General features: G+C 69.6%; 21 protein-coding genes. 13 read left to right on the top strand and 8 right to left on the bottom strand.

The window, feature by feature from the left end; translation table 11 throughout:
* The first annotated feature begins 232 nt into the window (after nucleotides 1-232).
* The 3 genes from BIX52_RS09690 (at nucleotide 233) to BIX52_RS09680 (ending at nucleotide 3,244) form a co-directional block, all read left to right on the top strand.
* Nucleotides 233-1,414, top strand: coding sequence for a hypothetical protein (locus tag BIX52_RS09690; protein WP_075220878.1), 1,182 nt, complete (start codon nucleotides 233-235; stop codon nucleotides 1,412-1,414).
* A gap of 152 nt (nucleotides 1,415-1,566) precedes the next feature.
* Nucleotides 1,567-2,502, top strand: coding sequence for a sulfite exporter TauE/SafE family protein (locus BIX52_RS09685; RefSeq protein WP_075220877.1), 936 nt, complete (start codon nucleotides 1,567-1,569; stop codon nucleotides 2,500-2,502).
* Nucleotide 2,503: 1 nt separating this feature from the next.
* The gene (locus BIX52_RS09680) at nucleotides 2,504-3,244 is read left to right on the top strand and encodes a TIGR02186 family protein (protein ID WP_075220876.1); all 741 of its coding nucleotides are present in this window, start codon (nucleotides 2,504-2,506) and stop codon (nucleotides 3,242-3,244) included.
* A gap of 54 nt (nucleotides 3,245-3,298) precedes the next feature.
* Here BIX52_RS09680 and BIX52_RS09675 read toward each other — a convergent pair whose 3' ends face one another.
* The 5 genes from BIX52_RS09675 to mutS form a co-directional block, all read right to left on the bottom strand.
* Nucleotides 3,299-4,441 (bottom strand): glycerate kinase, encoded by a 1,143-nt coding sequence (locus BIX52_RS09675; RefSeq protein WP_075220875.1) that lies wholly within the window; start codon nucleotides 4,439-4,441, stop codon nucleotides 3,299-3,301.
* Between the two features lie 25 nt (nucleotides 4,442-4,466).
* Nucleotides 4,467-4,850: a hypothetical protein gene (locus BIX52_RS09670; protein ID WP_075220874.1), complete on the bottom strand. Its 384-nt coding sequence runs from the start codon at nucleotides 4,848-4,850 to the stop codon at nucleotides 4,467-4,469.
* An 858-nt stretch (nucleotides 4,851-5,708) separates the two neighbouring features.
* A complete protein-coding gene (gene dapB / locus BIX52_RS09665; protein WP_075221178.1) occupies nucleotides 5,709-6,509 on the bottom strand; it encodes a 4-hydroxy-tetrahydrodipicolinate reductase in 801 nt (266 codons plus the stop codon).
* Nucleotides 6,509-6,817, bottom strand: a complete 309-nt coding sequence (locus BIX52_RS09660; RefSeq protein ID WP_075220873.1) for a DUF1330 domain-containing protein — start codon at nucleotides 6,815-6,817, stop codon at nucleotides 6,509-6,511. The genes dapB and BIX52_RS09660 overlap by 1 nt, the downstream gene beginning before the upstream one ends.
* Nucleotides 6,817-9,429 (bottom strand): DNA mismatch repair protein MutS, encoded by a 2,613-nt coding sequence (mutS, locus tag BIX52_RS09655; RefSeq protein WP_083660176.1) that lies wholly within the window; start codon nucleotides 9,427-9,429, stop codon nucleotides 6,817-6,819. Before mutS ends, BIX52_RS09660 begins: the two co-directional genes overlap by 1 nt.
* A 581-nt stretch (nucleotides 9,430-10,010) precedes the next feature.
* Here mutS and BIX52_RS09650 point away from each other — a divergent pair.
* The 6 genes from BIX52_RS09650 (at nucleotide 10,011) to BIX52_RS09625 (ending at nucleotide 16,707) form a co-directional block, all read left to right on the top strand.
* The gene (locus BIX52_RS09650) at nucleotides 10,011-10,466 is read left to right on the top strand and encodes a hypothetical protein (RefSeq protein ID WP_075220871.1); all 456 of its coding nucleotides are present in this window, start codon (nucleotides 10,011-10,013) and stop codon (nucleotides 10,464-10,466) included.
* A 128-nt stretch (nucleotides 10,467-10,594) separates the two neighbouring features.
* Nucleotides 10,595-12,874, top strand: a complete 2,280-nt coding sequence (locus BIX52_RS09645; protein WP_075220870.1) for an NADP-dependent malic enzyme — start codon at nucleotides 10,595-10,597, stop codon at nucleotides 12,872-12,874.
* A 5-nt stretch (nucleotides 12,875-12,879) separates the two neighbouring features.
* Nucleotides 12,880-13,122, top strand: a complete 243-nt coding sequence (locus BIX52_RS09640; RefSeq protein ID WP_075220869.1) for a winged helix-turn-helix domain-containing protein — start codon at nucleotides 12,880-12,882, stop codon at nucleotides 13,120-13,122.
* Between the two features lie 72 nt (nucleotides 13,123-13,194).
* Nucleotides 13,195-14,274 (top strand): NAD-dependent epimerase/dehydratase family protein, encoded by a 1,080-nt coding sequence (locus BIX52_RS09635; protein WP_108676520.1) that lies wholly within the window; start codon nucleotides 13,195-13,197, stop codon nucleotides 14,272-14,274.
* A complete protein-coding gene (locus tag BIX52_RS09630) occupies nucleotides 14,271-15,458 on the top strand; it encodes a glycosyltransferase family 2 protein (protein WP_075220867.1) in 1,188 nt (395 codons plus the stop codon). Before BIX52_RS09635 ends, BIX52_RS09630 begins: the two co-directional genes overlap by 4 nt.
* A gap of 61 nt (nucleotides 15,459-15,519) precedes the next feature.
* On the top strand, nucleotides 15,520-16,707 hold the full coding sequence (locus BIX52_RS09625; RefSeq protein ID WP_211098171.1) for a Gfo/Idh/MocA family protein: 1,188 nt from the start codon (nucleotides 15,520-15,522) through the stop codon (nucleotides 16,705-16,707).
* 105 nt (nucleotides 16,708-16,812) lie between these two features.
* Here the strand turns inward: BIX52_RS09625 and BIX52_RS09620 are convergent, their stop codons facing one another.
* The 3 genes from BIX52_RS09620 to purU all read right to left on the bottom strand — a co-directional run bounded on the left by BIX52_RS09620 (nucleotide 16,813) and on the right by purU (nucleotide 19,022).
* On the bottom strand, nucleotides 16,813-17,118 hold the full coding sequence (locus tag BIX52_RS09620) for a DUF1236 domain-containing protein (RefSeq protein ID WP_075220866.1): 306 nt from the start codon (nucleotides 17,116-17,118) through the stop codon (nucleotides 16,813-16,815).
* Between the two features lie 175 nt (nucleotides 17,119-17,293).
* A complete protein-coding gene (locus BIX52_RS09615; RefSeq protein ID WP_281249194.1) occupies nucleotides 17,294-18,187 on the bottom strand; it encodes a bifunctional 5,10-methylenetetrahydrofolate dehydrogenase/5,10-methenyltetrahydrofolate cyclohydrolase in 894 nt (297 codons plus the stop codon).
* The gene (gene purU / locus BIX52_RS09610; protein WP_075220864.1) at nucleotides 18,174-19,022 is read right to left on the bottom strand and encodes a formyltetrahydrofolate deformylase; all 849 of its coding nucleotides are present in this window, start codon (nucleotides 19,020-19,022) and stop codon (nucleotides 18,174-18,176) included. Before purU ends, BIX52_RS09615 begins: the two co-directional genes overlap by 14 nt.
* 219 nt (nucleotides 19,023-19,241) lie before the next feature.
* Between purU and BIX52_RS09605 the strand changes: the two genes are divergently transcribed.
* The 4 genes from BIX52_RS09605 to BIX52_RS09590 all read left to right on the top strand — a co-directional run bounded on the left by BIX52_RS09605 (nucleotide 19,242) and on the right by BIX52_RS09590 (nucleotide 25,772).
* Complete coding sequence (locus BIX52_RS09605; protein WP_075220863.1) at nucleotides 19,242-20,483, top strand: NAD(P)/FAD-dependent oxidoreductase; 1,242 nt, start codon at nucleotides 19,242-19,244, stop codon at nucleotides 20,481-20,483.
* A 292-nt stretch (nucleotides 20,484-20,775) separates the two neighbouring features.
* Complete coding sequence (locus BIX52_RS09600; protein WP_075220862.1) at nucleotides 20,776-22,851, top strand: hydantoinase/oxoprolinase family protein; 2,076 nt, start codon at nucleotides 20,776-20,778, stop codon at nucleotides 22,849-22,851.
* Entirely contained in the window at nucleotides 22,848-24,419 is a 1,572-nt protein-coding gene (locus BIX52_RS09595) for a hydantoinase B/oxoprolinase family protein (RefSeq protein WP_075220861.1), read from the top strand. The genes BIX52_RS09600 and BIX52_RS09595 overlap by 4 nt, the downstream gene beginning before the upstream one ends.
* Before the next feature lie 219 nt (nucleotides 24,420-24,638).
* Nucleotides 24,639-25,772 (top strand): TRAP transporter substrate-binding protein, encoded by a 1,134-nt coding sequence (locus BIX52_RS09590; protein ID WP_075220860.1) that lies wholly within the window; start codon nucleotides 24,639-24,641, stop codon nucleotides 25,770-25,772.
* The last annotated feature ends 229 nt before the right edge of the window (nucleotides 25,773-26,001 follow it).

The raw sequence follows: 26,001 nt of genomic DNA, 5'->3' as shown, positions 1-26,001 counted from the left end.
CGTGCTCCCGGACGAGTTCTGCGTGGGGAGCCTTCAGCATGCCCCCGCCCGGCCCCGTCGCGGTACGGGCGGGGCGGCCGCACGCCGCGGCACCGGCCGTCCGGCGGGCCAAGCGAAAGCCCGGCGTGGGACGAGGGCACCTGCCCCCTCGCCGATCGGCAAGAGTGTGATATTATGGATGTGCGCAGCGGACCCGCTACGCACGCTCGAGGATCTCAACGACAGTCAAGCGATGCGCATTCTCCCCGCCGCCACGATCCTTTCGATCGGCACAGTCGCCTTCCTGGCGCTGGCCGTTCCCCGCCTCTACACGGGCTTTCAGGAGCGTGAGATCCGGCGCGAGCTGCAGGCCGCCACCCCCGGCGACACGTTGGACCAGAAGGTCGCCGCCGCGCTGGACGATGGGGACATTTCCCTCGCCGTCCAGTTCGCCGGCCTCGCCGAAGAACTCGGCAAACCCCTCTCCGCCGCCAACGTCGACGCGCTGGCCGCCGCGCAGACCCCCCTCGCCTCCGCGCTGCGCAACGCGGGAGACTTCGCCGGCGCCTACATCACCGGCCATGCCGACAGCGCGGCCGGCCTCGCCGGCGCCGTCGTCTCCGACCTCACCGTGGTGGGCGACGTGCGCGACATCGTCCGCGAAGGCGGCAAAGCGGCCATCGGCGAGGACTATTCGCAATTTCTCCTCGGCCTCGCCGCCGTCGGGCTCGCCGCCGAGGGGGTGACGCTCGCCACCGGCGGCGCCTCGCTGACCGTCAAGGCCGCCGTCTCCGTGCTCAAGGTCGCCAAGCGCACCGGCAACATCACGGTGGACTTCGCGTCGAGCCTGGTGCGCCTCGGCCGCACCGCCGCCCGCTCGGCCGACGCTCCCGCAGGCGCCGCCCTCGCCGCGACCCGTGCGACGGGCGGGATGACCCCCGTGCGCACCGCCGATCAGATCGCCGCCGCCCGCAGGGGCGAGACGGCGGCCACCGGCAGCAGCCCCGCCGCCCGCACGACCGGCCGCACCACCGCAGGCGACGCCTCCGCCGATCTCACCCCCGCGGCCGCACGCGCGGAGCTGACCACCACGCTCTCGGCCGTCGGCACCATGGCCACCAACGCCGGCCCCGCCGAAGCCGTGAAGCTGATGCGCACCGTGCGCCACACCGGCGACGCGACCGAGCTCGCCACCTTCACCGGCCGCTTCGGCGCCCGAAGCCGCGCCGTCGCTGAGCTGACCGGCAAGACCAGCTTGCGCGCCTTCCGTGCCGCGGTGCGCGGGGTCGCCATGCTCATCGCCTTCCTCTACAGCCTCGCCGCATGGGCCGCGGGGCTCCTTGCCGTGCGCCTCGTCAAAGGCGTGGTGCGGACCGCCTTGCGCGCCGTCGTGTCCCTGTTTCGCGGCGCCTTCGTCGCCCTCGCCCTGCCCTGAGGGTGCCATTCGATCCTTGCAGTCTCATCCGCCACGCCCGCGCCGCCACCCGTCTCAGCCGCCGCGCACCGGCCCGGCCCGCCACTCGACCCCACGGCCAGGTGAACCCGCGTGACCCCTGAAGGCCCGCACCAGCGACAAGGGCAGCGCCCGTGACCCTCTACCTTCCCATCGCGGAAATGCCCGTCAGCGTGCTGCTCGTCCTCGCCATGGGCGCGGCGGTCGGCCTCATCTCCGGCCTCTTCGGCGTCGGCGGCGGCTTCCTCATGACGCCGCTCCTCATCTTCTCCGGCATTCCGCCCGCGGTCGCCGTCGCCTCCGTCACACCGCAGATCGTCGCCAGCTCCACCTCAGGCGCACTCTCCTATTGGCGGCGCAAACAGGTCGACTTCAAACTCGCCTTCTGCCTCATCGCGGCAGGGTCGCTCGGCGCCTATGCCGGGGCCGAACTCTTCGCCGCCCTCGGCAGCCTCGGCCAGCTCACCCTCGTCATCGCCATCTGTTACACGATCTTCCTCGGCACCATCGGCGGGCTGATGCTGAACGAGAGCGTGCGCGCCATGCTGCGCGCCAGGGCTGCCCGCCGCCGGGGCGAACCGCTCGCCCCCGTGCGCCGCTCCCCCGGCCGCGGCTGGATCCACCGCCTTCCGCTGAAGGTCCGCTTCCGCCGCTCCAAGCTCTACATCTCCATCCTGCCCGTCTTCGGGCTCGGCGCGTCCATCTCCTTCCTCGGCACCCTCCTCGGCATCGGCGGCGGGTTCATCATGGTTCCCGCCCTCATCTACCTCCTCAAGGTGCCGACCTCGGTCGTCGTCGGCACCTCGCTGGTGCAGATCGTCGGCGTCATGGCGATCGCCACCGTCAGCCACGCCCTCGCCTCCCAGGCCGTCGACATCATGCTGGCCTTCATCCTGATGATCGGCGGGGTGATCGGCGCGCAGATCGGCGCCTCGCTCGGCCAGGCCATGCGCGGCGAACATCTGCGCGCCCTCCTCGGCCTCCTCGTCCTCATCGTCGGCGTGCGCTTCGCCCTCAACCTCGTCCTCACCCCGGACGATCTCTTCGCCATCACCACATTGGCCCGCTGACATGGTGCGCTGGCTCGCCCCCCTCCTCATCCTCCTGGCCGCCCCGCCGCTGAAGGCCGAGACGCTCACCGTCGCCCTCTCCAGCAACGTGATCGCCATCGGCTCCAACTTCTCCGGTGCCACCCTCTCCCTGTTCGGCGTGGTCGAGCGCGACGCCAACACCGTCGCCCGCTCCGGCAGCTACGAGATCATCATCGCCGTGCGCGGGCCCGAGCAGAACGTGCTGGTCCAAAGGCGTGAACGCAGATTCGGCATCTGGATGAACGGGAAGGGAGAGGAGTTCGACCGGATGCCGTCCTATTACGGCCTCTTCTCCACCCCCGGCGCCCGGGGCCTGATCGAGGACGCGGGCGGACCGGCCAGAAGCCTGTCGCTGATCAGCGTGGAGGACGACGGCGACCGGCGCGCCGAGCACCGGGCCGCACTCGCCGCCGCGCGCATGAGTCAGGGCCTTTATGTCGAAGAGCTTGACGGAGTGGAGAAGCTCAGCCGCACCTTCTTCCGGACCGAGATCCCGCTGCCACCGCTTCTGTCCGACGGGCGCTACCGCGTCTTCGCCTTCCTCTATGCGGGCGAGGTGAACCTTGCCACAGAGGAGCTGCGATTCGACGTCCACAAGACGGGGTTCGAGCAGCGCGTCTTCCAGTGGAGCCGCGAGCAGCCGCTCTTCTACGGTCTCGGCGCGGTGGTTCTGGCGCTCGTCACGGGATATGTCGGCGGCGTCGTCTTCCGCCGCGGCTAAGATGCGGCGGGACGCGGCGCCCCGAACCGGGCGCCGCCCCATGCGCAGTGGCGCTCAGCCGAGACGACGACCGGCGGCCACAGCGTCGAATGCGGCGCGAGCGGTGTCGAAGAGCGAGGTTTTCGCCGCCTTCAGCGCGTCGTCCAAGGTCGCCGGGGCGCGGCCGATGGCAAAGGCCGCCGTCACCCCGTTTGCCGCCAGCTCGTCCGGCGTCGCCGCGACGCGCCCGGCGAGCGCGATGGCGGGCTTGCCCGCCGCTTGCGCTGCCCGCGCCACCGCCACCGGCCCCTTGCCCGACAGCGACTGCGCGTCCAGCGAACCCTCGCCGGTGACCACGAGGTCGGCTTCGGCAATGCGCTCGTCCAGGCGATGGTGAGCGTAGATCAGCGAGAAGCCGTCGACCGCCCGTGTCTCGGCCGCCGCCGAAAGGCCCACCATCATGCCGCCCGCCGCACCCGCGAACGGGGTCGTCGCGAGAGAAGGCGCCCCCGTCGCGGTGGCGATGCGGTCGGCAAAATGGTTGAGCGCGGCGTCGAAGGCGTCGATATCGTCCGCCTTCACGCCCTTCTGCGGGCCGAACACGCGCGCGGCGCCTCGCGGCCCGGTGAGCGGATTGTCGACGTCGGCGGCGAGGATGATCGTCACGCCCGCAAGACGCGGGTCGAGGCGCGAGAGGTCGACCGATTCGACGGTGTGGAGCGCCCGGCCGGCGGGGCTGACCACAGGCTCCTCGTCGGCAGCGAAATAACGGGCGCCCAGCGCTTCGAGCGCGCCCGCCCCGCCGTCGACCGAGACCGAGCCGCCGACGGAGACGACGATTTCCGTCACCCCCTCGTCCAACGCGGCGCGGATGAGGTCGCCGATCCCGGCGCTGGTGGCCCGGTCCGGGTCATACCCCGCGGTCACCATGTGGTGCCCCGCCGCAAGCGCCATCTCGATGACGGCGCGTGCGGCGGCACGGTCGAGGCCCCAGGGCGCTTCGACCGTGCCGCCGAACGGGCCGGTGATCGTCGACGTCGTGAGGGTGAGGCTGTCGCTCAAAAGGGCGTCCAGCGTGCCCTCGCCCCCATCGGCGATGGCAACGTCCGCGCCCACAGCCTCGAGGCGGCTGGAGGCCAACGCCTCGAGAATGGTGGTATTGGCTTCGCGGGCCGTCAGGCTTCCGCGAAACTTGTCGCAAGCAACGAGAATCTTCACAGGGATCAGAAGCCGGTTCCGCCCCTCACGCGACGGGCGCCGGGTGAACCGGCATCTGCCAGCCCTGTGCGATATCTTCCATCACCGCGGCACGATCCTTCGGCGAATTGGCGAGAAGATGCACATGCACTTCAGTGGCGCCGGATTTGATGGCGCGCATCAGTGCCGGACCGTGATGGGCAAACAGATCATCGCTCACATTCTCGCACGCGCCGACCAGAAGCGGGGTGCAGCTTCCATTCGGTTCGCGCCGCACGAGCACGAAGGTTCCCGGCGCGTCGCAATGGAAGCCTTTGATATCAAATACAGATGTGACGTACCAGGCGCTGCTCCAGCCTTGCCACCAGAACAAGGACACCGCGTCTGGTGAACGACCTGCCGTCTCGGACGTGAAACCATTGATGAGCATGGAGCCTCCTTGCCAACTCTCGCGTTGCGCGAACTTGACACCGTTGACCTTACCGCATCGTGAAAGAACGAACGAACATGGAACGACCTGTCCCCCGCTATACACAGACTGTGGAAAACTTATCCCAATCCTTGCTAAACCTTCAACGTTAACAACATGAGCTGTGCAATTCACAACTTAGTGCCCGCGAGAGAAACTTTTGGGCATATCTCCAAGCTACTGATTTTCATTGATATTTCGAATTCCACCGCGTCTGCCCTCGGAAGACGCGGCTGAGAAGCCCTCCGGCGGCAAATGATTCGCGATTCCATCGAATTTTATTGAAGCGTGTCCGACCGCCGTGAGCCCCCTTCCGGGACCACCGACCATCAACCGGCGAATCTGGCATTCCATTGCCGATCAGCGGCGGACGACGAAGAACATTGTGGATAAACCGTTAACGACGGAACAAAATTCGACTCAATTTAGAGGTGTAGGGATGAGCAGAACCCGAACAATTTTTGCGGAACTTTTAGCCTTTATGGCGGAAAGAAGATGCTTCAAGCATGAACAGCCCATCAATTTCAAATTGTTGCAAAGTAAAATCTCTCTTCAGTATCCACACGATGCGGCCCGTGTCCGGTGCCGGATCCTGTCTAACTGCGTTGGCTGAAGTGGGCGTGTGCCCGCGGATTTTGGCGGCGAGCGTCGGCGGGAGCCGGTCCTGCAGGCGCGGCAGCTTGCCACATTCGCCAGTCCGCCCCGCTGTGTGCGGGCGGGGTCCGTCGATGACGCGGCCGTCGTACCCACGACCGGGTCATCACGAAAAAGGGCGGCCCGATGGGACCGCCCTTGTTTTGCTTCGGCCGCCGAACCCGCCTAGCGGCGCGTCAGCCCCAAAACGTCGCGCATAGAATAAAGCCCGGGCGCCTTGCCCGCGGCCCACAGCGCCGCCGTCACCGCACCCTTGGCGAACACGCCGCGGTCCTCGGCCACATGGCGCAGCACCACACGTTCCGAATCGAGCGCCAGAATCACGTCGTGCTCGCCGATCACCGATCCGCCGCGCAGCGTGGCGAAGCCGATCGTTCCGGCCTCGCGCGGGCCGGTGTGCCCTTCGCGGACCATCACCGCCTTGTCCTTCAGCGCCACTTTGCGCCCGGCCGCTGCGGCGTTGCCGAGAAGAAGCGCGGTGCCGGACGGCGCGTCCACCTTGCGCCGGTGGTGCATCTCCAGCACCTCGATGTCGGCCTGGGGCAACGCCGCGGCCGCCTCCTCCACCAACACCGAGAGGAGATTGACGCCGAGCGACATGTTGCCCGACTTCACCACCGCCATGGACCGCGCCGCCTTGGCGATCGCCTCGTCCTCGGCCTCCGAGAATCCCGTGGTGCCGATGACGTGCGCCGTGCCGGACGCAGCGAGCGCCTCGGCCAGCGCCACCGAGGCGGCCGGAGCGGTGAAGTCCAGCACCGCATCGCAGCCGGCGAGCACGGCAAGGTCGGCGGTCAGCGCCACGCCGACGGCGCCGACCCCGGCGAGGACGCCCGCGTCCTCACCGGTTTCGGACGCACCAGCCCGCTCGGTCGCGGCGCCGAGTTCGGCGCCCTCGGTCTCGAGCACCGCCCGCACCAACGCCCGGCCCATCCGCCCGGCCGCGCCCGCTACTCCGATGCGCATCATTGACCCGGCTGCGACCCGTCATAGCCTTCGATGATCACCTGCTCGCTGACCGAGGTCTTCTGGCGCACGGCGAGCGCCTTCTGATAGCCTTCGGAATAGAAGCAATCGACGGCGGCCTGATAGGACGGGAATTCGACGACCACGTTACGCTGGCGCGATTCGCCCACGACCGCCTCGTGCGGCCCGCCGCGCACCAGGAAGCGCCCGCCGAACTCGGCGAGCGGCGCAGCGTTCAGCGCAACATATTCTTGGTATCCGTCGAGATCGGTCACGTCGACACGCGCGATCCAGTAGCCTTTGGCCATCATTCTTCTCCCATATCGGCCCGGCGCGCGGCCTTCAGAGCATAGAGCGCGTCGAGTGCTTCACGCGGAGATAAAGCGTCCGGGTTGAGCGCGTCCAGCACTTCCATCGCTTCCGAGCGTGCCGCCGGCGCCGCGGCCGCCGGCTCCGCCTCGCCGAAGGAGGCGAAGAGCGGCAGATCCGCCGCCAGCGCCGCCCGCGCCGCGCCGCGGTCGGACTCTTCCAACCGCGCCAGGACGTCCCGCGCGCGGCGCACCACCTGCGCCGGTAGCCCGGCGAGCCGCGCCACCTGGACGCCGTAGGAGCGGTCCGCCGCCCCCGCCTCGACCTGATGCAGGAACACGATGTCGCCGCGGAACTCCTTCACCCGCATCGTCGCGTTGCCGATCCTCTGGCGCCGCTCCGACAGGGTGGTGATCTCGTGATAGTGCGTCGCGAACAGCGTGCGGCAGCCGACCTCGTTCAGCCGCTCCAATGCGGCCCAGGCGATCGACAGGCCGTCGAAGGTCGCCGTGCCGCGGCCGATCTCGTCGAGGATGACGAGGGCGCGCGGCCCCGCCTGGTTCAGGATGGCAGCGAGCTCCACCATCTCCACCATGAAGGTGGAGCGTCCGGCGGCGAGGTCGTCCGACGCGCCGATACGGCTGAACAGCCGGTCGACGATGCCGATGCGCGCCGCCTTCGCCGGAACGAAGCTGCCCGCTTGGGCGAGCACCGCGATCAGCGCGTTCTGGCGCAGATAGGTGGATTTACCGCCCATGTTCGGCCCGGTGAGGATCACCGCACGCGCCAGCCCCTCGGCATCCGGCGGCGACAGGTCGCAGTCGTTCGGCACGAAGCGCGAGCGGTCGCCGAGCGCGGCCTCCACCACCGGGTGCCGCCCCGCCTCCACATGGAAGCCGAGCCCGTCCTCCATCACCGGTCGCACCCAGCGCGACACCGCCGCCCGTTCGGCCAGCGCCGCGGCGACGTCCATCTCCGCCACCTGCGCCGCGATGGAGGAAAGCCACGGCCGCGCCGCCGCGATCGCCGCGACCAGCTCTGCGAAGATCGCCTGCTCCCGCGTCCGCGCATCCTCCGACGCCGCCAGGATGCGCGATTCCAGGTCGCGCAGCGTGTCGGTGGTGAAGCGCACGGCGTTGGCGAGACTCTGGCGGTGGGTGAAGGTGTCCCGCCCGTGCAGCGTGTCGGCGTGGCCCGCCGGCACCTCGATGAACCACCCCAGCACCGCGTTGTGCTTGATCTTCAGCGCGCGGACGCCGGTCTCTTTTTGGTAATCTGCCTGCAGTCCGGCCACGAAGCGGCGGCTCTCGTCGCGCAGGGTGCGCGCCTCGTCCAGCGCCCCGTCGACGCCATGGGCCACGTAACCGTCCGGCTGGTTGCCGCCCGCCGCGCGCTCGTCCAGCGTCGCCGCCAGCCGCGCGCCGAGTTCGCCCGGCGCCTCGTCCAGCACTGCGGCCGCCGCGGCGATGATCGCCGGACGCGCCGCGGGCAACGCCGCCGCCGCCTCGCCCGCCGCCGCCAGCGCCCGGCCGATCGCCAGCGCGTCGCGCGGCTGACCGCGCCCGGCCGCCAGACGGCCTGCCGCGCGCATCATGTCCGGCACGCCCTTCAGCGCCCGCCGCACCGCCTCGCGCGCTACGGGATCGGCCTCGAAGGCGGCCACTGCGTCGTGCCGGTCGGCGATCTCGCCGCGCATCAGCGACGGGCTCGACAGGCGGTCCGCCAGAAGCTGCGCGCCGACGCCCGACACCGTGCAGTCGATCGCCGACAGCAATGTCGGCCCCTCGGGGCGCGACGGGCGGGTCAGCTCCAGGCTCGCCCTGGTGGCGGCGTCGATCGCCATCACCCGGTCCGGCGCGTCCTTGCGGGGCGGGTCCAGCGGCGGCGCGCTTTCGAGCTGCGTTTCGGCGAGGTAGTTGACGAGCGCCAGCCCCGCCGCCGCCTCGTGGTCGGTAAACGTGCCGAACGCCGCCAGATCCGCCACGCCGAACTGGTTGGCGAGCCGCGCCGCCGCACCGTTCGCGCGGAACTCCGACGGGACGCGGCGCGAGACCGTGAGCCGCACCGGGAGCAGCGGCAGCTCCACCCCCTCGGGCGCGATCAGCTCCACCGGGTCCAGCCGCGCGATCTCGGCCGCCATCGTCTCAGGCGTCGCGGCGATCAGCGTGAAGCGCCCCGCCGCAACGTCCGCCGCGGCGATGCCGACCTCGGTCTTGCCCGGCGCGACGGCCACCAGCAGAGAGGCGCGGTCCGGCCGCAGCAGGCGCTCCTCGGTGATGGTGCCCGGCGTCACGATCCGCACCACCGCGCGGTTCACCACCGACTTGGAGCCGCGCTTCTTCGCCTCGGCCGGGTCCTCGGTCTGCTCGGCGATGACGACGCGGATGTTCTGGGCGATCAGCCGCGCCAGATAGTCCTCCGCCGCGTGTACCGGAACGCCCGCCATCGGGATCGGCTTGCCCGCATGGGTGCCGCGCGTGGTGCAGTGGATGGAGAGCGCCTTGGCGGCGAGCTCCGCGTCCTCGAAAAACATCTCGTAGAAGTCGCCCATCCTGTAGAACAGGATGCCGTCCGGGTTCTGCGCCTTGATGGTGAGATATTGCGCCATCATCGGCGTGGCGCTGGCGATCTCGGCGTCGGAACACACCGCTTCGGCCACATCGTCCTCGGCAAAGCTGGCTGTGCGTTCCACGTCGGTCTCCGGGGGTCGGGACGACACGGTGCCGCACAGGGCCGCGCCGGGGCAAGGCGCGGCGCGGCGGCGTCCACAGTGCCGCGCGCCCTGTGTACCGATGCGGGGATGGGTGTGGGGATGGCCGGGCCGCCCTCGTGCGCCGCCGCGCCGGTTCTCTGCCGCGCCGCGGGAGGGCACGCGGCCGCTGCAGCGTCGTTCGCACCGCCGTGCGGGGCGGCAACGGTGAGCTTGCCGGCAGGTTCCTCGCGGCTCATAGACGACATCGTTCAACTGGGTGCGTTGCCATGCCCGTCAGTGTCCCATTTCACGCCTCGTCTATTTCACCCGGCCCCGCGTCAGGCCCGGCGGGAGCGAGCGGCGATCCTCCCGCGCCCGGCGCCTCCCGTGCGCCTGGTGCCGCTCCTTCGCCCAGCGCTTCCCAGGGGCGTGATCCTTCCTCTGCGCACGAAGCTGCCGCGCCGCGCGGATCAGCAAGCGATCGGGCCAGAACCGGCCCGGTGCGGCCGGGCCCGTGGCACGTCGCCGCGCTTCTCGCCACCTTCGCGCTCGCCGGGCCCCTGGCAGGCTACGTCGTCTTCGTCGTGCTCGCCACGCTCGTCGGATTTCTCGCCGTGGGCCCGCTGACGATCCTGTTCGGCCTCTTCGGCGCCTTCGCCCTCTTCAAGGACGGCGCGCTTCTTGCCGTCTATGCCCTCGGGACTCCGCCGGCCGTCGCCACCGCATGCGTCCTCGCCGCCCTCTTCGCCGGCGGCGCACGGCGCTCGGTGCGGGTGACGGCCGCCGCCCTCACCGGCCTTGCCGCCACCGCCGGCTGGTCCGCCTTCTTTCTCTCGGGTGAGATCCTTCTCGTCCTCGCCCCAGCCGGTGCGATCACCGCCGCACTCTTCACCCTCGCCGCCGATGGATTTGCGGCACGCGGGCGCCGCCCACATTCAGGCGCGGGCCGGCGCTGATCAGGCAGCCGCCCACAGCCACCAGTCCGCCGCCACCCGATTGAAAACTATTGTGCGGCGCACGATGGACGGCGCCCGGCTCTACAGCGTAGTGATTCAAATAAAAGTCGCTTCGGGGGAATGAGAACGTGGACGCTGCAGAACGGAACCGGCGGGGCCGGCCGACCATCACCGACCAAGAGGCCCTGACCTTCCATAGCCGCGGACGTCCCGGCAAGCTGGAAGTCACGCCGACCAAACCTATGGCGACCCAGCGGGACCTCTCGCTCGCCTACTCGCCGGGCGTCGCCGTCCCGGTGCGCGCCATCGCCGAAGATCCGGACCGCGCGTTCGACTATACCACCCGCGGCAACGTCGTCGCGGTGATCTCCAACGGCACCGCCATCCTCGGCCTCGGCGACCTCGGCGCGCTGGCCTCCAAGCCGGTGATGGAAGGCAAAGCCGTCCTCTTCAAACGCTTCGCCGACGTCGACGGCATCGACATCGAAGTCGACACCAAGGACGTCGAAGAGTTCATCAATTCGGTGAAGTATCTCGGCCCGTCCTTCGGCGGCATCAACCTCGAAGACATCAAGGCGCCGGACTGCTTCATCATCGAGTCCCAGCTCAAAGAGCTGATGGACATCCCCGTCTTCCACGACGACCAGCACGGCACCGCCATCATCGCCGCCGCCGGCCTCATCAACGCCGCCCACCTGACGGGCCGCGCGATCGAGGACCTGAAGGTGGTCTGCAACGGCGCGGGTGCCGCCGGTATCGCGTGCATCGAGCTTTTGAAGTCCATGGGCGTGAAGCACGACAACGTGCTCCTGTGCGACACCAAGGGCGTCATCTATGCCGGGCGCGAAGAAGGCATGAACCAATGGAAGTCCGCCCACGCGGCGCGGACGGACAAGCGCACCCTGCTGGAAGCCATGACCGACGCGGACGCCTTCCTCGGCGTCTCCGTCAAGGGCGCGGTGACGGCCGACATGGTGCGCGCCATGGCCCCGAACCCGATCATCTTCGCCATGGCCAACCCCGATCCCGAGGTCACGCCCGAAGAGGTCGCCGAGATCCGTGACGACGCCATCGTCGCCACCGGCCGGTCGGACTATCCGAACCAGGTCAACAACGTTCTGGGCTTCCCCTACATCTTCCGCGGCGCGCTCGACGTGCGCGCGACCGCCATCAACGAAGAGATGAAGATCGCCGCCGCGGAGGCGCTCGCCGCCCTCGCGCGGGAGGACGTGCCCGACGAGGTCGCCGCCGCCTACCAGGGCAACCGCCCCAAATTCGGCCGCGAATACATCATTCCCGTCCCGTTCGACCCGCGCCTTCTGTCGACGATCCCGCCCGCGGTCGCCCGTGCCGCCGTGCGCACCGGCGTCGCCCGACGCCCGATCGTCGACATGGACCGCTACGCCGAAGAGCTGTCCGCACGGCGTGACCCCGTGGCCGGTTCCCTGTCGCGCATCTACGCCAAGGTGCGGCAGAACCCGCGCCGCGTCGTCTTTGCCGAGGGTGAGGAAGAGGCCGTCATCCGTGCCGCCGCTTCCTTCGTGAACCAGGAGCTCGGCACCGCCATCCTCGTCGGCCGTGAAGAGACGGTGCGCGAGAACGCCTTCCAGGCCGGCATCGAGCTGAAGCCGGGCCTGAAGATCGCCAACGCCCGCCTCTCCAAGCGCAACGACGAATATGTGCGCTTCCTCTACGCCAAGCTGCAGCGCAAGGGGCACCTCCTGCGCGACTGCCAGCGTATGATCAACCAGGACCGCAACTTCTTCGGCGCCTGCATGGTCGCGCTCGGCGATGCGGACGCGATGGTCACCGGCGTGACGCGCAACTACACCGTCGCGCTCGACGCGATGCGCCTCGCGATCGACGCCAAGCCCGGCCACAAGATCATCGGCGTGTCGCTGGTGCTGGCGCGCGGGCGCTCGGTGATCGTCGCCGACACCGCGGTCAACGAGGAACCCTCGGCCAAAGACCTCGCCGACATCGCCGAGGAGACTGCGCGCGTCGCCCGCCGCCTCGGCTACGAGCCGCGCATCGCGATGCTCGCCTCCGCCAACTTCGGCCACCCGCCGGGCGAACATGCCGAGCGCGTGGAAGAGGCGGTGAGGATCCTCGGCAAGCGCCGCGTCGATTTCGAGGTGGACGGCGAGATGGCGGCCGACGTCGCCCTCAACCCGGAGCTGATGAAGGCCTACCCCTTCTGCCGCCTCTCGGGCCCGGCCAACGTGCTGTTGATGCCGAATCTCAACTCGGCCTCCATCGCCACGAAGATGCTGCAGGAGCTGGGCGGCTCCACCGTGCTCGGCCCCATCCTCGTCGGCCTCGACAAGCCGGTGCAGATCGTGCCCATGGGCGCCCGCGACACCGACATCGTCAACATGGCCGCCATCGCCAGCTTCGGCGTCAACTGACGGCGGTGACCATCCCGGACGATCAGGCGCTGATGCTCCCCGTGCTGCAGTACGCAGCGCGGGGAATTTCACGCGTGCCGGACATGGCCGCCCGCGCCGCCGAAGAGTTCGCCCTGACGCGGGAGAAGATCGCCGAACGCCTCCCGAGCGGACGCCAGGAGGTGCTCAACAACCCCATCCACTCCACCCGGCGCACGGTGAAGATCCGGGCGATCGACGAGAACTATTTCGCCAGCGAGGATGGATGACCCGCAAGGCTCGGCCTTCTTGTACGCCCCCCGCGCCGGGTATCGTCTGCGGCCGCGACCGGAGTGGCGTGCGTGACTGAGTGCGTCCTCGTGACCGGCGCGGCGGGCTTCATCGGCCGCGCCGTCGTCGCCGCTCTGGCGGATGCGGGCCACCACGTCCTCGCCGCCATCCACCGAACCCCGCTGCCCGACGACCTCGTCGCCCATCCGAGCGTGACACCGGCCGCCCTCGCCTTCACCGGCGGCGTTCCGCAGATCGTTCCCAAAGGCGGCGCATCGGCCCCTGCGCCGACGGCCATCGTCCACGCGGCCTACGGGGCCGGCAGCGGTACGGCCGGCGGCATCCCGCAGCTTGCCGCAGCGGCGGACGCTTTGGGCATCACCACCTTGATCGCCTTCAGCTCCATCGCCTATTACGGCGCGGCCACCGGCACCGTGACCGAGACCACCCCGCCCGCGGGCGACCCCGGCGCCTATGGCCGTGACAAGCAGGAGGGCGAGGCCGCTCTCGCCGCATGGGCCGCCGGATCGCCAAGCGCCGCGGCGGCCGGGGGTGCCATATCGCCCGCTGCCCCAGCCGCCCCGACCGGCGGATCGCACGCCGCGTCCGCCGCCGGCTTGCCGGTCCGCCGCGCGGTCGCGCTGCGGCCCGGCGCCGTCTACGGGCCGGACAGCACCTTCTGGACCGTCAAGCTCCTGCGCCGCATCAGGCTAGGCGCCTGGGGCCGCTTCGGCGCGCTCGGCGAGGGACCGTGCCCGCTCGTCCACGTCAGCGAGGTCGCGGACGCCACGGTCGCCGCCCTCGCCAACGCCCCCGCGGGCTTCAGCGCCTACAACCTCGTCGCTGACGACAGCCTCACCTGGAACGCCTATTTCACGGCGCTCGCCGCCGCCGACGGGCGCACGCTGCCGGACCTCGCTCCGGCCACCGTGAAGGCTCGCGTCGCCGCCTCCGTTCCGGCCAAGGTCTGGCGCAAGCTCGGCGGCTCGGGCCTGGAAGCCGCCGCGCTGGCGCCCACCCGCGGCGAGCTCGCCACCTTCGCCCGCGCCGCCCGCTACGATTCGGCCGCAGCCCGCATTGCCCTCGGCTGGCGGCCGAACCGCGACACCGCGGCCGCCATCGCCGAAGCCGTCGGCGAGGCGCGGGCGTGACCGACACCGCCGGCCCGGCGGCCACCGCGGATCCGCTCGGCATCGACATCGTCGTCTGCACCTTCCACCGCGAGGCGTTGCTGGCCAAACTCCTCGCCTCGCTGGCGGCGATGGACGAAGTGCCCGGCACCGCGGTGCGCATCATCGTCGCCGACAATTCGGACGCCGGCACGGCCCAAGCCACGGTGCACGCGGCAGCGCAAGGCCACCCGTTCCAGATCGTCTATCTCGAGGCGCATCCGCCCAACATCTCGGTCGCGCGCAACCGCGCCGTGGCGGAGGCGACGGCCGACTTCGTGGCCTTCCTCGACGACGACCAGCACGTGGCGCCGAACTGGCTCGCCGCCATGGCCTCCGCCATCCGCCGGCACGATTACGACGTCTATTTCGGCCCCTTCACGCCCGAGTTTGCCGAGCCGGCGGCGGCGGGCCCGGCGGCGCACGCCCAGTTCACCCGTGCCTCGCCGCTTGCGGACGGGGCGGAGGTCGCGCCCGGCCGCGCCGCCCGCCTCGCCCAAGGGTTCGTGCTCGCCACCTCCAACAGCGTCTTCCGCCGCGCCACGATGCTGACCGATCCCGCCCCGTTCGACTTCTATCTCGGCGCCAACGGCGGGGAGGACCTCCTCCTCATGGCCGCCAAGCACCGCGCCGGATGCCGCTTCGGGTGGGTGGCGGAGGCGATGGTCTACGACGCGATCCCCGCCAGCCGCTGCGACCTCGGCTACCTCACCCGGCGCGCTGTCGCGGGAGGGCAATCCTTCGCCATCGTCACCGTGCTGACCAGCCGCCGCCCGCGCCTGACGCGGCTGACGCTGCCCCTCGTCGCGGCCGCACAGCTCGCGGTCGGCCTCGTCCCGCACGCCCTCGCCGTTCTCTCCGGCGACAGGACGCGGCGGGAGGCGGCGCGTATCGCGACGGCAGGGCGCTGGGGGAAGCTCACCTTCTGGTCCCGCCGCATGCCGCTCTACCGCTGGGAGGAAAAGGGCCTCGCCGGCGCACCGGCGAGCGACGGCGGTGGGGGCGCTTCGCCAACCGGAAGCGCTGCAATGGAAAGAACCCCCACGAACAGAACCCCCATGAACAGGGCATCCACCGACATCGCACCGGCCGGCCGTATGCCGAAGCAGCCTGCACAGGGTCAGACTGCGCCGAACCAGACCGGCACCACGCCGCCGGACGCCTAGCCAATCGACGCACCAGCGGGCACAAAGGTCTTCCTGTTGCTGCCCGCGAGAACCGCCCGCCGTGTACGACGCCGCCCCCTCCGCCGCCCCGTCCTCCGCGGGCGCCCCGTCCGCCTCCAGCGCACCTTACGCCGTCGCCATCATCGGCTGCGGCTTCGTGGCGGACCTCTACATGCGCTCCCTGGCGGTCTATCCGGAGATCACGATCGTCGGCGTGTTCGACCGGCGGCCCGAGCGCCTCGCCGCCTTCGCGGCGCACTGGATGGTGCCTTCCTTCGACACGGCGGAGGCGCTCTATGCGGCGCTGCCGCGCGGCGGTCTCGTCCTCAACCTCACTAACCCCACGTCGCACGTCGAGGTGAGCCGCGCCGCGTTGGACGCCGGACACCACGTCTACAGCGAAAAACCGCTGGCTATGACGATGGACGATGCCCACGCCCTCGCCGCGCTCGCCAAGTCGCGCGGGCTGCTCCTCGGTGCAGCGCCCTGCAACCAGCTCGGCGAGAGCGCGCAAGTGCTGGCGGCGGCGGTGCGGCAGGGCGTCGCCGGCCCCATCCGTCTCGTCTATGCGGAGATGGACGACGGCTTCGTCCGCCAGGCGCCGACCGAGAAATGGCTCGGCGAAAGCGGCGCGCCCTGGCCTGCCGCCGACGAGTTCGCCACCGGCTGCACGCTGGAGCATGCGGGCTATCACCTCGGCTGGTTGATGACGGCGTTCGGCTCTGTGACGACGGTGATCGCCGCCTCCGCCCGCCTCGCCGCCCCGGCGACGGATGCGCCCGACTACTCCACCGGCACGCTGGTGTTCGACAGTGGTGTGATCGCCCGCCTCACCTGCTCGATCATCGCCCCGCACGACCACGCGATCACGCTGGTTGGGGACCGCGGCGTGATCCGCCAGGCGAAGACATGGGCGAACGGCGCCCCGGTGCGCTTCCACAAGCGCCTGACCATCCGCCGCAAACTTCTCGAGATGCCGGTCGGCAAGCGCCTGACCTTCCACGGCGAGACGCACCGCATGGTCGGGCGCAAGGGCGCGGCCAGCATGAACTTCGCGCTCGGCCCGATGGACATGCTGGAGGCGGCCGCCACGGGCCGCCCGTCCCGCATGTCGCCCGAACTGGCGCTCCACGTCACCGAGGTGACGTTGGCGCTGCAGAACGCCGGTCTCACCTCCTGCGCGGTCCCGATCGCGACCCGCATCGGCGAAATCGCGCCGATGCCCTACGCGCAATCGCTGAAGCACTGAGCCGGACGGCGTCCTGATGCCGCTGAAGTGCGCCGAAGGCCGACGCAAAAAGGCCCGGCGCGGACGCTTGTGTCCGGCCGGGCCTCTTGATGCCGCGTCCGCGTTTTAGTCGATCACGCGGATGACTTGGCGGGTCTGCGGGTCGACGATCACGGTGCGATCGTTCACCACGGTGTAGCTGTAGGGGACCTGCTCACGCTGAATGGTATGCAGCTCCACCTCTTGCGGCACGGTCTGGCCGAGGTTCAGCTCGATGCCGGGGAGGCTGATCGAGGCGAGCGGCTCGGACCGCACGTACTCGCGGATGACGGTTTCCTGCTCGGGGGCCACGACCACGGTCTGTGCCGTCGCCGCCGCGGTCCCGCCCATCAGAAGAATGCCGGACAGAGCGGCTTTCATCGAAGTCTTCATGGTCGTTCTCCTTGCTGTTCGACGGTCTACGGTGGCTCACCACTTGCGGTGATGTCCGTGAGCACCCGTCGCTGGCGAAGAGAACGCCGCGTCCGTCATCCAGTTCCCGCAGGATTAAATCAGATCCAACCTAATTTTTCTTGGGAACGACTTGCGACGCCGTGCGTATCGCCGCTCACCCCGCGCGGCGGGCGGCGGCGTCCAGCGTGTTGCGCATCAGCATGGCGATGGTCATCGGGCCGACACCGCCGGGAACGGGCGTGATGGCCCCGGCCGCGCCCGCCTCCGCGAAGGCGATGTCGCCGACGAGGCGCTGGCCGGACGCCTTCGAGGCGTCGGGAACGCGGCTGGTGCCGACGTCGATCACCGTGGCGCCGGGCTTGATCCAATCGCCCTTCACCATCTCCGCGCGGCCGACGGCGGCGACGAGGATGTCGGCGCGGCGGGCGACGGCGGGAAGGTCGCGGGTGCGGCTGTGGGCGATGGTGACGGTGGCGTTGGCCTGCTGCAGCAACAGCGCCATGGGCAGGCCGACGAGGCGCGAGCGGCCGATCACCACCGCCTCCAGGCCCGAAAGGTCGGCGCCGTGGACGGTGCCGATGAGCGTCATCGCCCCCAGCGGCGTGCAAGGCACGATCGCGGACGGATCGCCCACCGCGAGGCGCCCCGCATTGGTGACGCTGAGCCCGTCGACGTCCTTGTCCGGGTCGATGGCGGCGATCACCACCGCGGCGTCGAGATGCGCCGGGAGCGGAAGCTGCACGAGGATGCCGTGGATCGCCGGATCGGCGTTGAGGTCCGCCACCACGGCGAGGAGTTCGGCCTCTGTGGTGGCGGCGAGAAGCGTGTGCTGCACCGAGTGGAAGCCGAGCGCCTCCGCCTTCTTGGACTTCATCGACACGTAGACCGCGCTCGCCCCATCGTCGCCGACGAGGACGACGGCGAGGCCCGGCTTCACCCCTAGCGACGCGGTGCGGCGGGCGATGTCGTCGGTGATGGTGGCGGCGATCGCCTTGCCGTCGATGAGGGCGGGGCGCCCGGACGGCGCGGCGGAATCAGCGGAAGACAACGGTACGGTCTCCATTCAATAGGATGCGGCGTTCCAGGTGGTAGCGCACGGCGCGCGCCAGGACGCGGCTTTCGATGTCGCGCCCCGCGGCGGCCATGTCGTCGGGCGTCATCGTATGGTCGATGCGCTCCACGTCCTGCTCGATGATCGGCCCCTCGTCGAGGTCGGCGGTGACGTAGTGGCCGGTGGCGCCGATCAGCTTGACGCCGCGCGCGTGGGCCTGGTGGTAGGGTTGCGCGCCCTTGAAACTCGGCAGGAAGGAGTGGTGGATGTTGATCACCCGCCCTTCCAGCCGTTGCGATAGAGCGTCGGACAGCACCTGCATGTAGCGGGCGAGAACGATCAGCTCGACATTCTCGGCCTCGACGAGCTTCAGCAGCGCCGCCTCCTGCTCGACCTTCATGTCCGGCGTGATCGGCATGTGGTGGTAGGCGATGCCCTCCCCTTCGACCCGCGTGCGCCACGTCTCGTGATTGGAGACGACGCCGACGAGGGTCATGGGAAGGCGCCCCGTGCGCCAGCGATAGAGGAGATCGTTGAGGCAGTGGCCGGCCTTGGACACCATCAGGAGGACGCGCGGCTTCACCGCGGTGTCGGTGATTTCGGCGTCCATGTCGTAGGCGAGGAGGGTCGGGCGGAAGCCTTCGCGGAAGCGTTCGGGCGTCATCCCGTCCGGCGCGGCGAAGTGAACGCGCATGAAGAACCGGCCCGAGGCGCGGTCGAAATATTGTGCGCTCTCCAGGATGTTGCAGTCCTGAGCGGCGATCGACGATCCGACGGCACCGACGATGCCTTTGCGGTCGATGCAGGAGAGGGTGAGGACGAGTTCTGTCACGGGCCGAGACTTTGGGGGATGGGCCGTGTCGCCATAGGCCGAACGGCGGTTGACGGCAACCCGCGGCCGGTGGCGCGCAGCCTGCGGGGTCGATGCCGGTCTTGCGCATAGCGCCATCCCGCTGTTCCGGTCCCTGGATTGCATCCTAGGTTAAGTGTGGGGTGCGATCCCCGAGCCGCGGCAGCCATGCGCGGCAACGGACTGCGGGAGTGGGCTAACATGAAGTGCGACGTCATCGTCTTGGGTGCCGGAATGGTCGGCATCTCCAGTGCCATCCAGCTTTTGGACAGGGGCAAGTCGGTCACCTTGGTGGACCGGCGCGGCCCGGCGGAGGAGACCTCTTTCGGCAATGCCGGGCTGATCCAGTCCGAGGCGGTGATGCCTTACGTGTTCCCGCGCGATCCCAGCATCCTCATCGGCGCCGCGTTCGGCCTTCGGACCGACGCGCGCGTGCGCTGGGCGGCGCTGCCGCGGATCGCGAAGGCGCTGCTATCCTACGCCAAGGCGGGAACCACCGTCAGCGCGCGCAAGACGGCGATGGCCAATGTGCCGATCCTGGAGCGCGTTCGGGCCGATCATGAGGGCTTCATGCAGCGCGCCGGGGCGATGCACCACATGAAGGAGGGCGGCTATGTCCGCCTCTTCCGCAACGGTGTGGACCTCGAGGCGGCGGCTGCCGTGGACGAGGCGGTGAAAGCCGAATTCGGTGTGGAATACGATGTGTGGGACGGGCGCCGCCTCGCCGCCGAGGAGCCGAACCTCACCCGGCAGATGGCCGGCGCCATCCACTTCGGAACGCCGGGGCGGGTGGACGATCCGGGCGCGGTCGGCGCCGCCTATGCCAAGCTGTTCGAGACGTCGGGCGGCGCCTTCCGCAGGGGCGATGCGCGGTCGCTGACAAAGACGCCCGAGGGCTGGACGGTGACGACCGAGGCCGGGGCGGTGAGCGCGCCCGAGGTGGTGGTGGCGCTGGGGCCATGGTCGGGCGAGGTGCTGAACCCGCTCGGCGTGCGCCCGCCGCTCTTCGTCAAGCGCGGCTACCACATGCACTATAAGGCGTCCGGCAACGCCTCGCTCAACCATCTCCTGTTTGATGGCGACAATGGTTATGCGCTGTGCCCGATGGCGCGCGGCATCCGCATCACCACCGGGGCCGAGTTCGCCAGCCGGGATGATCCGTCCAACTACGACCAGCTGACGAAGGCGGAAGCGCAGGCGCGCACCTTCTTCCCGCTCGGCGAGCGGATCGACCCCGAGCCGTGGCGCGGGGCGCGGCCGTGCCTGCCGGACCTCTTGCCGGCGGTCGGCCCTGTGCCTGGCCAAACGGGGCTCTTCGTCAACTTCGGACACCAGCATCTGGGCTTCACCATGGGGCCGACGACAGGGCTTCTGCTGGCGCAGATGATGACCGGCGAGGACACCTTCACCGACCCCTCCCCTTACCGGATCGACCGCTTCTAGTCCGGCCACGCCGGGCGCGGAGGAGACAGGACGGCGCGCGGCGAGCAGCACTCGCCATCGGACGGCGTACGGCGAGCAGAGCTCGCCACGGAGCGGCGCGACCGTTAAACGAAGTTGGGGACGATGGGACGCGCCATCGTGAATGGCATGCCATTTGCGTCCCGGACATGACATGCGGCATCGTGATGGCCGCTTGGGCGGGCGGACGCGAGCCGCTCGGATCTTGTTTGGCCGCGTCCGGCGCACCGTCTTCCTCATGGACGGATCCGTCCCGGACGCTTCAGGAGTTGAGATGTCTCAAGTACGGCTTGCAATCGACATCGGGGGCACGTTCACGGACGTCGTTCTCGATACCGGGGACGGCAAGGTGAACACCACCAAGGTGCTGACCACGCCCAAGGCCCCGGAAGACGGCGCGTTGACCGGCATGATGGCCGTGCTGGACGCGGGCGGTCTGAAGCCGGGGGACGTCGACCTCATCCTGCACGGCACCACGCTCGCCACCAACGCGCTGATCGAGCGCAAGGGGGCGAAGACGGCGCTGATCGCCACAGAGGGTTTTCGCGACGTCCTCGCCATCGGCTACGAGGACCGCTACGACCAGTACGACATCGCCATCGTCAAGGCGCCGGCGCTGATCGACAAGCCGCTGCGCTTCACCGTGCCGGAGCGCGTGGCGGTCGACGGCAGCGTGCTGAAGCCGCTCGATGAGGCAGCGGTGCGCGCATTGGTGCCGCAGATCAAGGCAGCGGGTGTCGAGGCGGTGGCCGTGGCGCTGATCCACGCCTATGCCGCACCGGCGCACGAGCGGCGCATCGGCGAGATCCTGGCCGAGGCCCTGCCGGGCGTCTCCGTCAGCCTGTCGTCGTCCGTGTCGCCCGAGGCGCGCGAGTTCGAGCGCACCATGACGACGTCGGTCAACGCCTACGTTCAGCCGCTGATGGCCGGCTACCTGAAGCGTTACGAGGACCGCCTCACCGCCGAAGGTTTCCACGCCCCGGTGCTTCTGATGACGTCCGGCGGCGGCCTCACCACCATCGAGACGGCTCGCCAGTTCCCGGTGCGGCTGGTGGAATCGGGCCCGGCGGGCGGCGCGATCCTGGCCGCCGAGGTGGCGCGCGCGTGCGGCGAAGACAAGGTGCTCTCGTTCGACATGGGCGGCACCACCGCCAAGATCTGCCTCATCGACGACGGCGTTCCCAACACCGCGCGGGTGTTCGAGGTGGACCGCCAGTCGCGCTTCACCAAGGGCTCGGGCCTGCCGATCCGCATCCCGGTGATCGAGATGATCGAGATCGGTGCGGGCGGCGGCTCCATCGCCAAGGTTGACGCGATGAAGCGCATCGCCGTCGGCCCCCATTCGGCCGGCTCCGACCCCGGCCCGGTGGCCTATGCGCGCGGCGGCACCGAGCCGACCGTGACCGACGCCGACCTGACGCTCGGCAAGCTCGACCCGGACGATTTCGCCGGCGGGCGCATCACTTTGGACGCCGCGGGCGCCGCGGCGGCGGTCAAGCGCGTCGTGGGCGATCCGATCGGCCTCGATGCGGCGATGGCGGCCTACGGCATCTGCGAGATCGTCGACGAGAACATGGCCAACGCGGCGCGCGTGCACGCGGTGGAGAACGGCGCGGACGTGGCGTCCCGCACGCTCATCGCCTTCGGTGGCGCGGCGCCGTTGCACGCCGGGCGCCTGGCGCAGAAGCTCGGCATCGACAAGGTGATCATCCCCGCCCACGCCGGCGTCGGCTCGGCGGTCGGCTTCCTCTATGCGCCGGTGTCCTTCGAGGTCGTGCGCTCCGCCTTCGTGCCGATCGACACGATGGACCACGAGGCGGTCGCTTCGATGTTCGCCGAAATGGACGCGCTGGTGCGCCCGGTGGTGACCGCCGCCGTCGCCGAGAGCGAGGTGACGGCGACCCGCACCGCGTACCTGCGCTACATGGGCCAAGGGCACGAGGTGCCGGTCGTGGTGCCCGAGGACTTCGACGCGACGAGCCTGCGCGAGGCGTTCGAGGCGGCCTATTCGGCGCTCTTCGGCCGCACCATCGCTGGCGCTGCGATCGAGGCGATGAGCTGGTCGCTCGCCCTCTCCGCCCCCGCCCGCGCCGAGCGGATGACCGAGACCGCGACGGGCGACACCACCGCCAAGCCGCGCACCCTCTTCGTGCCCGAGGACGAGGCGACCGCCGAGGTTTCCGCCTTCCCGCGCGCGGCGTTGACGGACGGCACGTCGGTCGCCGGCCCCGCCCTCGTCACCGAGGCGGCGACGACGACGATCGTTCCCTCCGGCTACACCGCGGCGCTCAACGTCGACGGCCACCTCATCCTCACCCGCACCACCAAAGCGCAGGAGATTGCCGCGTGAGCGCAGCCGATGCCATCCGCAATCAGGTGATGTGGGACCGCCTCATCGCCGTCGTCGAAGAGCAGGCCCAGGCGCTTCTGCGCACCGCCTTCTCGACCATCGTGCGCGAGGCGGGCGACCTGTCCGCCGGCGTGTTCGACATGGAGGGGCGCATGCTCGCCCAGGCGGTGACGGGCACGCCCGGCCACGTCAATTCCATGGCCGAATCGGTCAAACACTTCATCGACATCTTCCCCGTGGAGACGATGAAGGAAGGTGACCACTACATCACCAACGACCCCTGGCGCGGCACCGGCCACCTCAACGACTTCGTGGTGACGACGCCGGCCTTCCACGACGGCAAGATGGTGGGGCTGTTCTCCTGCACCTCCCACCTCATCGACATCGGCGGCATCGGCTTCGGACCGGACGGTCACGACGTCTTCGCCGAGGGGCTGAACATCCCCTTCCTGAAGATCTGCGACCGGGGCACGATGGACGCCAACGTGATGGCGATGATCCGCGCCAACACGCGCCTTCCGGTGGAGACCGAGGGCGACGTCTATTCGTTGATCTCCTGCAACGAGATCGGCGCCAAGCGGCTGTCGGAGATGATGGGCGAATATGCCCTCACCACCCTGGAGCCGCTGGCCGAGCACATCATCAGCGCGTCCTACAAGGCGGCGATGGAGCGGGTGGCGGCGCTGCCCAAGGGCACCACGCGCTATTCCATGACGATCGACGGGCTGGACAAGCCGGTCGACCTCGTGGCCGCGCTGACGGTGGCCGAGGACGGCGTCCACGTCGACTTCGACGGCACCAGCGGCACGGCCAAGAAGGGCATCAACGTGCCGATGGCCTACACCCGCGCCTATACTGCGTTCGGGCTGATGGCGGCGCTCGCCAAGGGCATCCCGAACAATTCGGGCTCGCTGTCGGTGTGGCACATCGAGGCGCCGGAGGGCTGCATCCTCAACGCGCCGCGCGGGCTGCCGGTGTCGTCCCGCCACATCATCGGCCAGATGCTGCCGGACGTGATGTTCGGCTGCCTGGAGCCGCTCATCCCGGACGTGGTGCCGGCGGAGGGCACGTCCTGCCTGTGGAACATCACCCTGCGCGGCCAGGCCGAGGGCAACACGCTCGGCCGCCACGGCTTCGCGGTGACGATCACCACCAACGGCGGCACCGGGGCGCGTCCCGCCGCGGACGGGCTGTCGGCGACGGCCTTCCCGTCGGGCGTGAAGGGCTCGCCGGTGGAGATCATGGAGCAGGCCGCGCCCGTGGTGATCTGGAAGAAGGAGCTCCGCGAGGGGTCGGGCGGGTCCGGCAAATATCGCGGCGGCGACGGCCAGGTGATCGAGATCGAGAACCGGTTCGGCCAGTCGATGGAGGTCCTGGCGGCGTTCGACCGGATCGACCATCCGCCGCGCGGGCGCGCCGGCGGCGGCAACGGCGCCAATGGTTCGGTCAGTCTGTCCGACGGCACCAAGCTGAGGGGCAAGGGCACGCAGGAGATTCCGGCCGGCAAGCGGCTATGCCTCGAGACGCCGGGCGGCGGCGGTTTCGGCAAGGCGGAGGCTGCCGAATAAGACGTTCGGCCCATGCGGAGCGGGGGCCGTCCTCGGGCGGTCCCCGCTCACATGCGACTTTGTGAATAGCCGCAAATTAACAAAAACGGCTATGTTGTTGATTTTACGCTAGTTATCCGAAAACACAATTTTGACGCACTTTTCAGACGGTTTACTGGGCTGGTGATTTCGTGATTGATCACTCCCACTGCCCACAAGTGGCAGATGGGAGGAGAGATTATGACAGATCAGACGCGTAGCCCGCTCAGCCGCCGGTCATTCCTGCGCACCGGCGCGGTCGCCGGTGGCGCTGCCGCCGCCACGACGCTTGCCGCTCCGGCCGTTCTGGCCCAGGCCCCGCTCGTGGTGAAGATGCAGACCTCCTGGCCCGCCTCCGATATCTGGATGGACATGGCGCGCCAGTACACCGAGCGCGTCGAGAAGATGTCGGGCGGGCGCATTCAGGTCGACCTTCTGCCGGCGGGCGCGGTCGTCTCGGCGTTCCAGGTGCTCGACGCGGTGAACGACGGCGTTCTCGACGTGGCGCACTCGGTGTCGGCCTACTGGTACGGCAAGAACAAGGCGGCTTCGCTGTTCGGCACCGGCCCGGTGTTCGGCGGCAACCCGACCACCATGCTGTCGTGGTTCTATCAGGGCGGCGGCCGCGAGCTTTATCGTGAGCTGACCCAGGACATGATGGGCCTCAACGTGGTGGGCCTTCTCGGCTTCCCGATGCCGGCTCAGCCCTTCGGCTGGTTCACCAACCCGATCTCCGGCGCCGCTGACGTCGCTGGCCTCAAGTACCGCACCGTCGGGCTCGCCGCCGATCTGATGCAGTCGATGGGCATGTCCGTGGCGCAGCTTCCGGGCGGCGAAATCGTGCCCGCCATGGAGCGCGGCGTGATCGACGCCTTCGAGTTCAACAACCCCTCCTCCGACATGCGCTTCGGCGCGCAGGACGTGGCGCAGAACTACTATCTGGGCTCCTACCACCAGGCGTCCGAGGCGTTCGAGTTCCTCTTCAACCGCGACTTCCTCGACGATCTCGACGACGATCTGCGCGCGATCATGGAATATGGCGTCGAGGCGGCGTCGACGGCGAACACCGCCTTCGCGCTCGACAACTACTCGGCCGACCTGCAGAAGCTGGTGGACGGCGGCGTCAACGTGCAGCAGACGCCGAACGACATTCTCGCCACGCAGCTCGACGCCTGGTCGGAGATGATCACCCAGCTCGAGACCGACCCCTTCATCAAGAAGGTGCTCGACAGCCAGCGCGAGTGGGTGGAGCGGGTGACCTACTACGAGATCCTGAACTCTCCCGATTATCGCCTTGCCTACGAGCACTTCTTCCCGGGCAAGCTGCCCTCCTGACGCCTGTCTTCTGCTGACCCACGCTGCGGCGGCCCCGTTGATGGCGCGGTCGCCGCATGAGTGTGGGCGGGCGCCGCTGCCTTGCCCCGCGGGGCGCGCCGCGTGCTGCCGGAGTGGGCCCGTTTCACACGGGCCGGTCCGCCAGCATGGGCGCGCCGCGCGGGCGGGTGTGTGCGGGCCCGGTCCGTCCGGTGTTCGAGTGGCCCACCGCGGGCCGTGCTTTCCTGGA

The organism is Acuticoccus yangtzensis, assembly GCF_001927245.1.
Taxonomy (GTDB): Bacteria; Pseudomonadota; Alphaproteobacteria; order Rhizobiales; family Amorphaceae; genus Acuticoccus; species Acuticoccus yangtzensis.
Note: the sequence above shows the minus strand (reverse complement) of the source record. Positions and strands in the feature narration are given on the sequence as shown.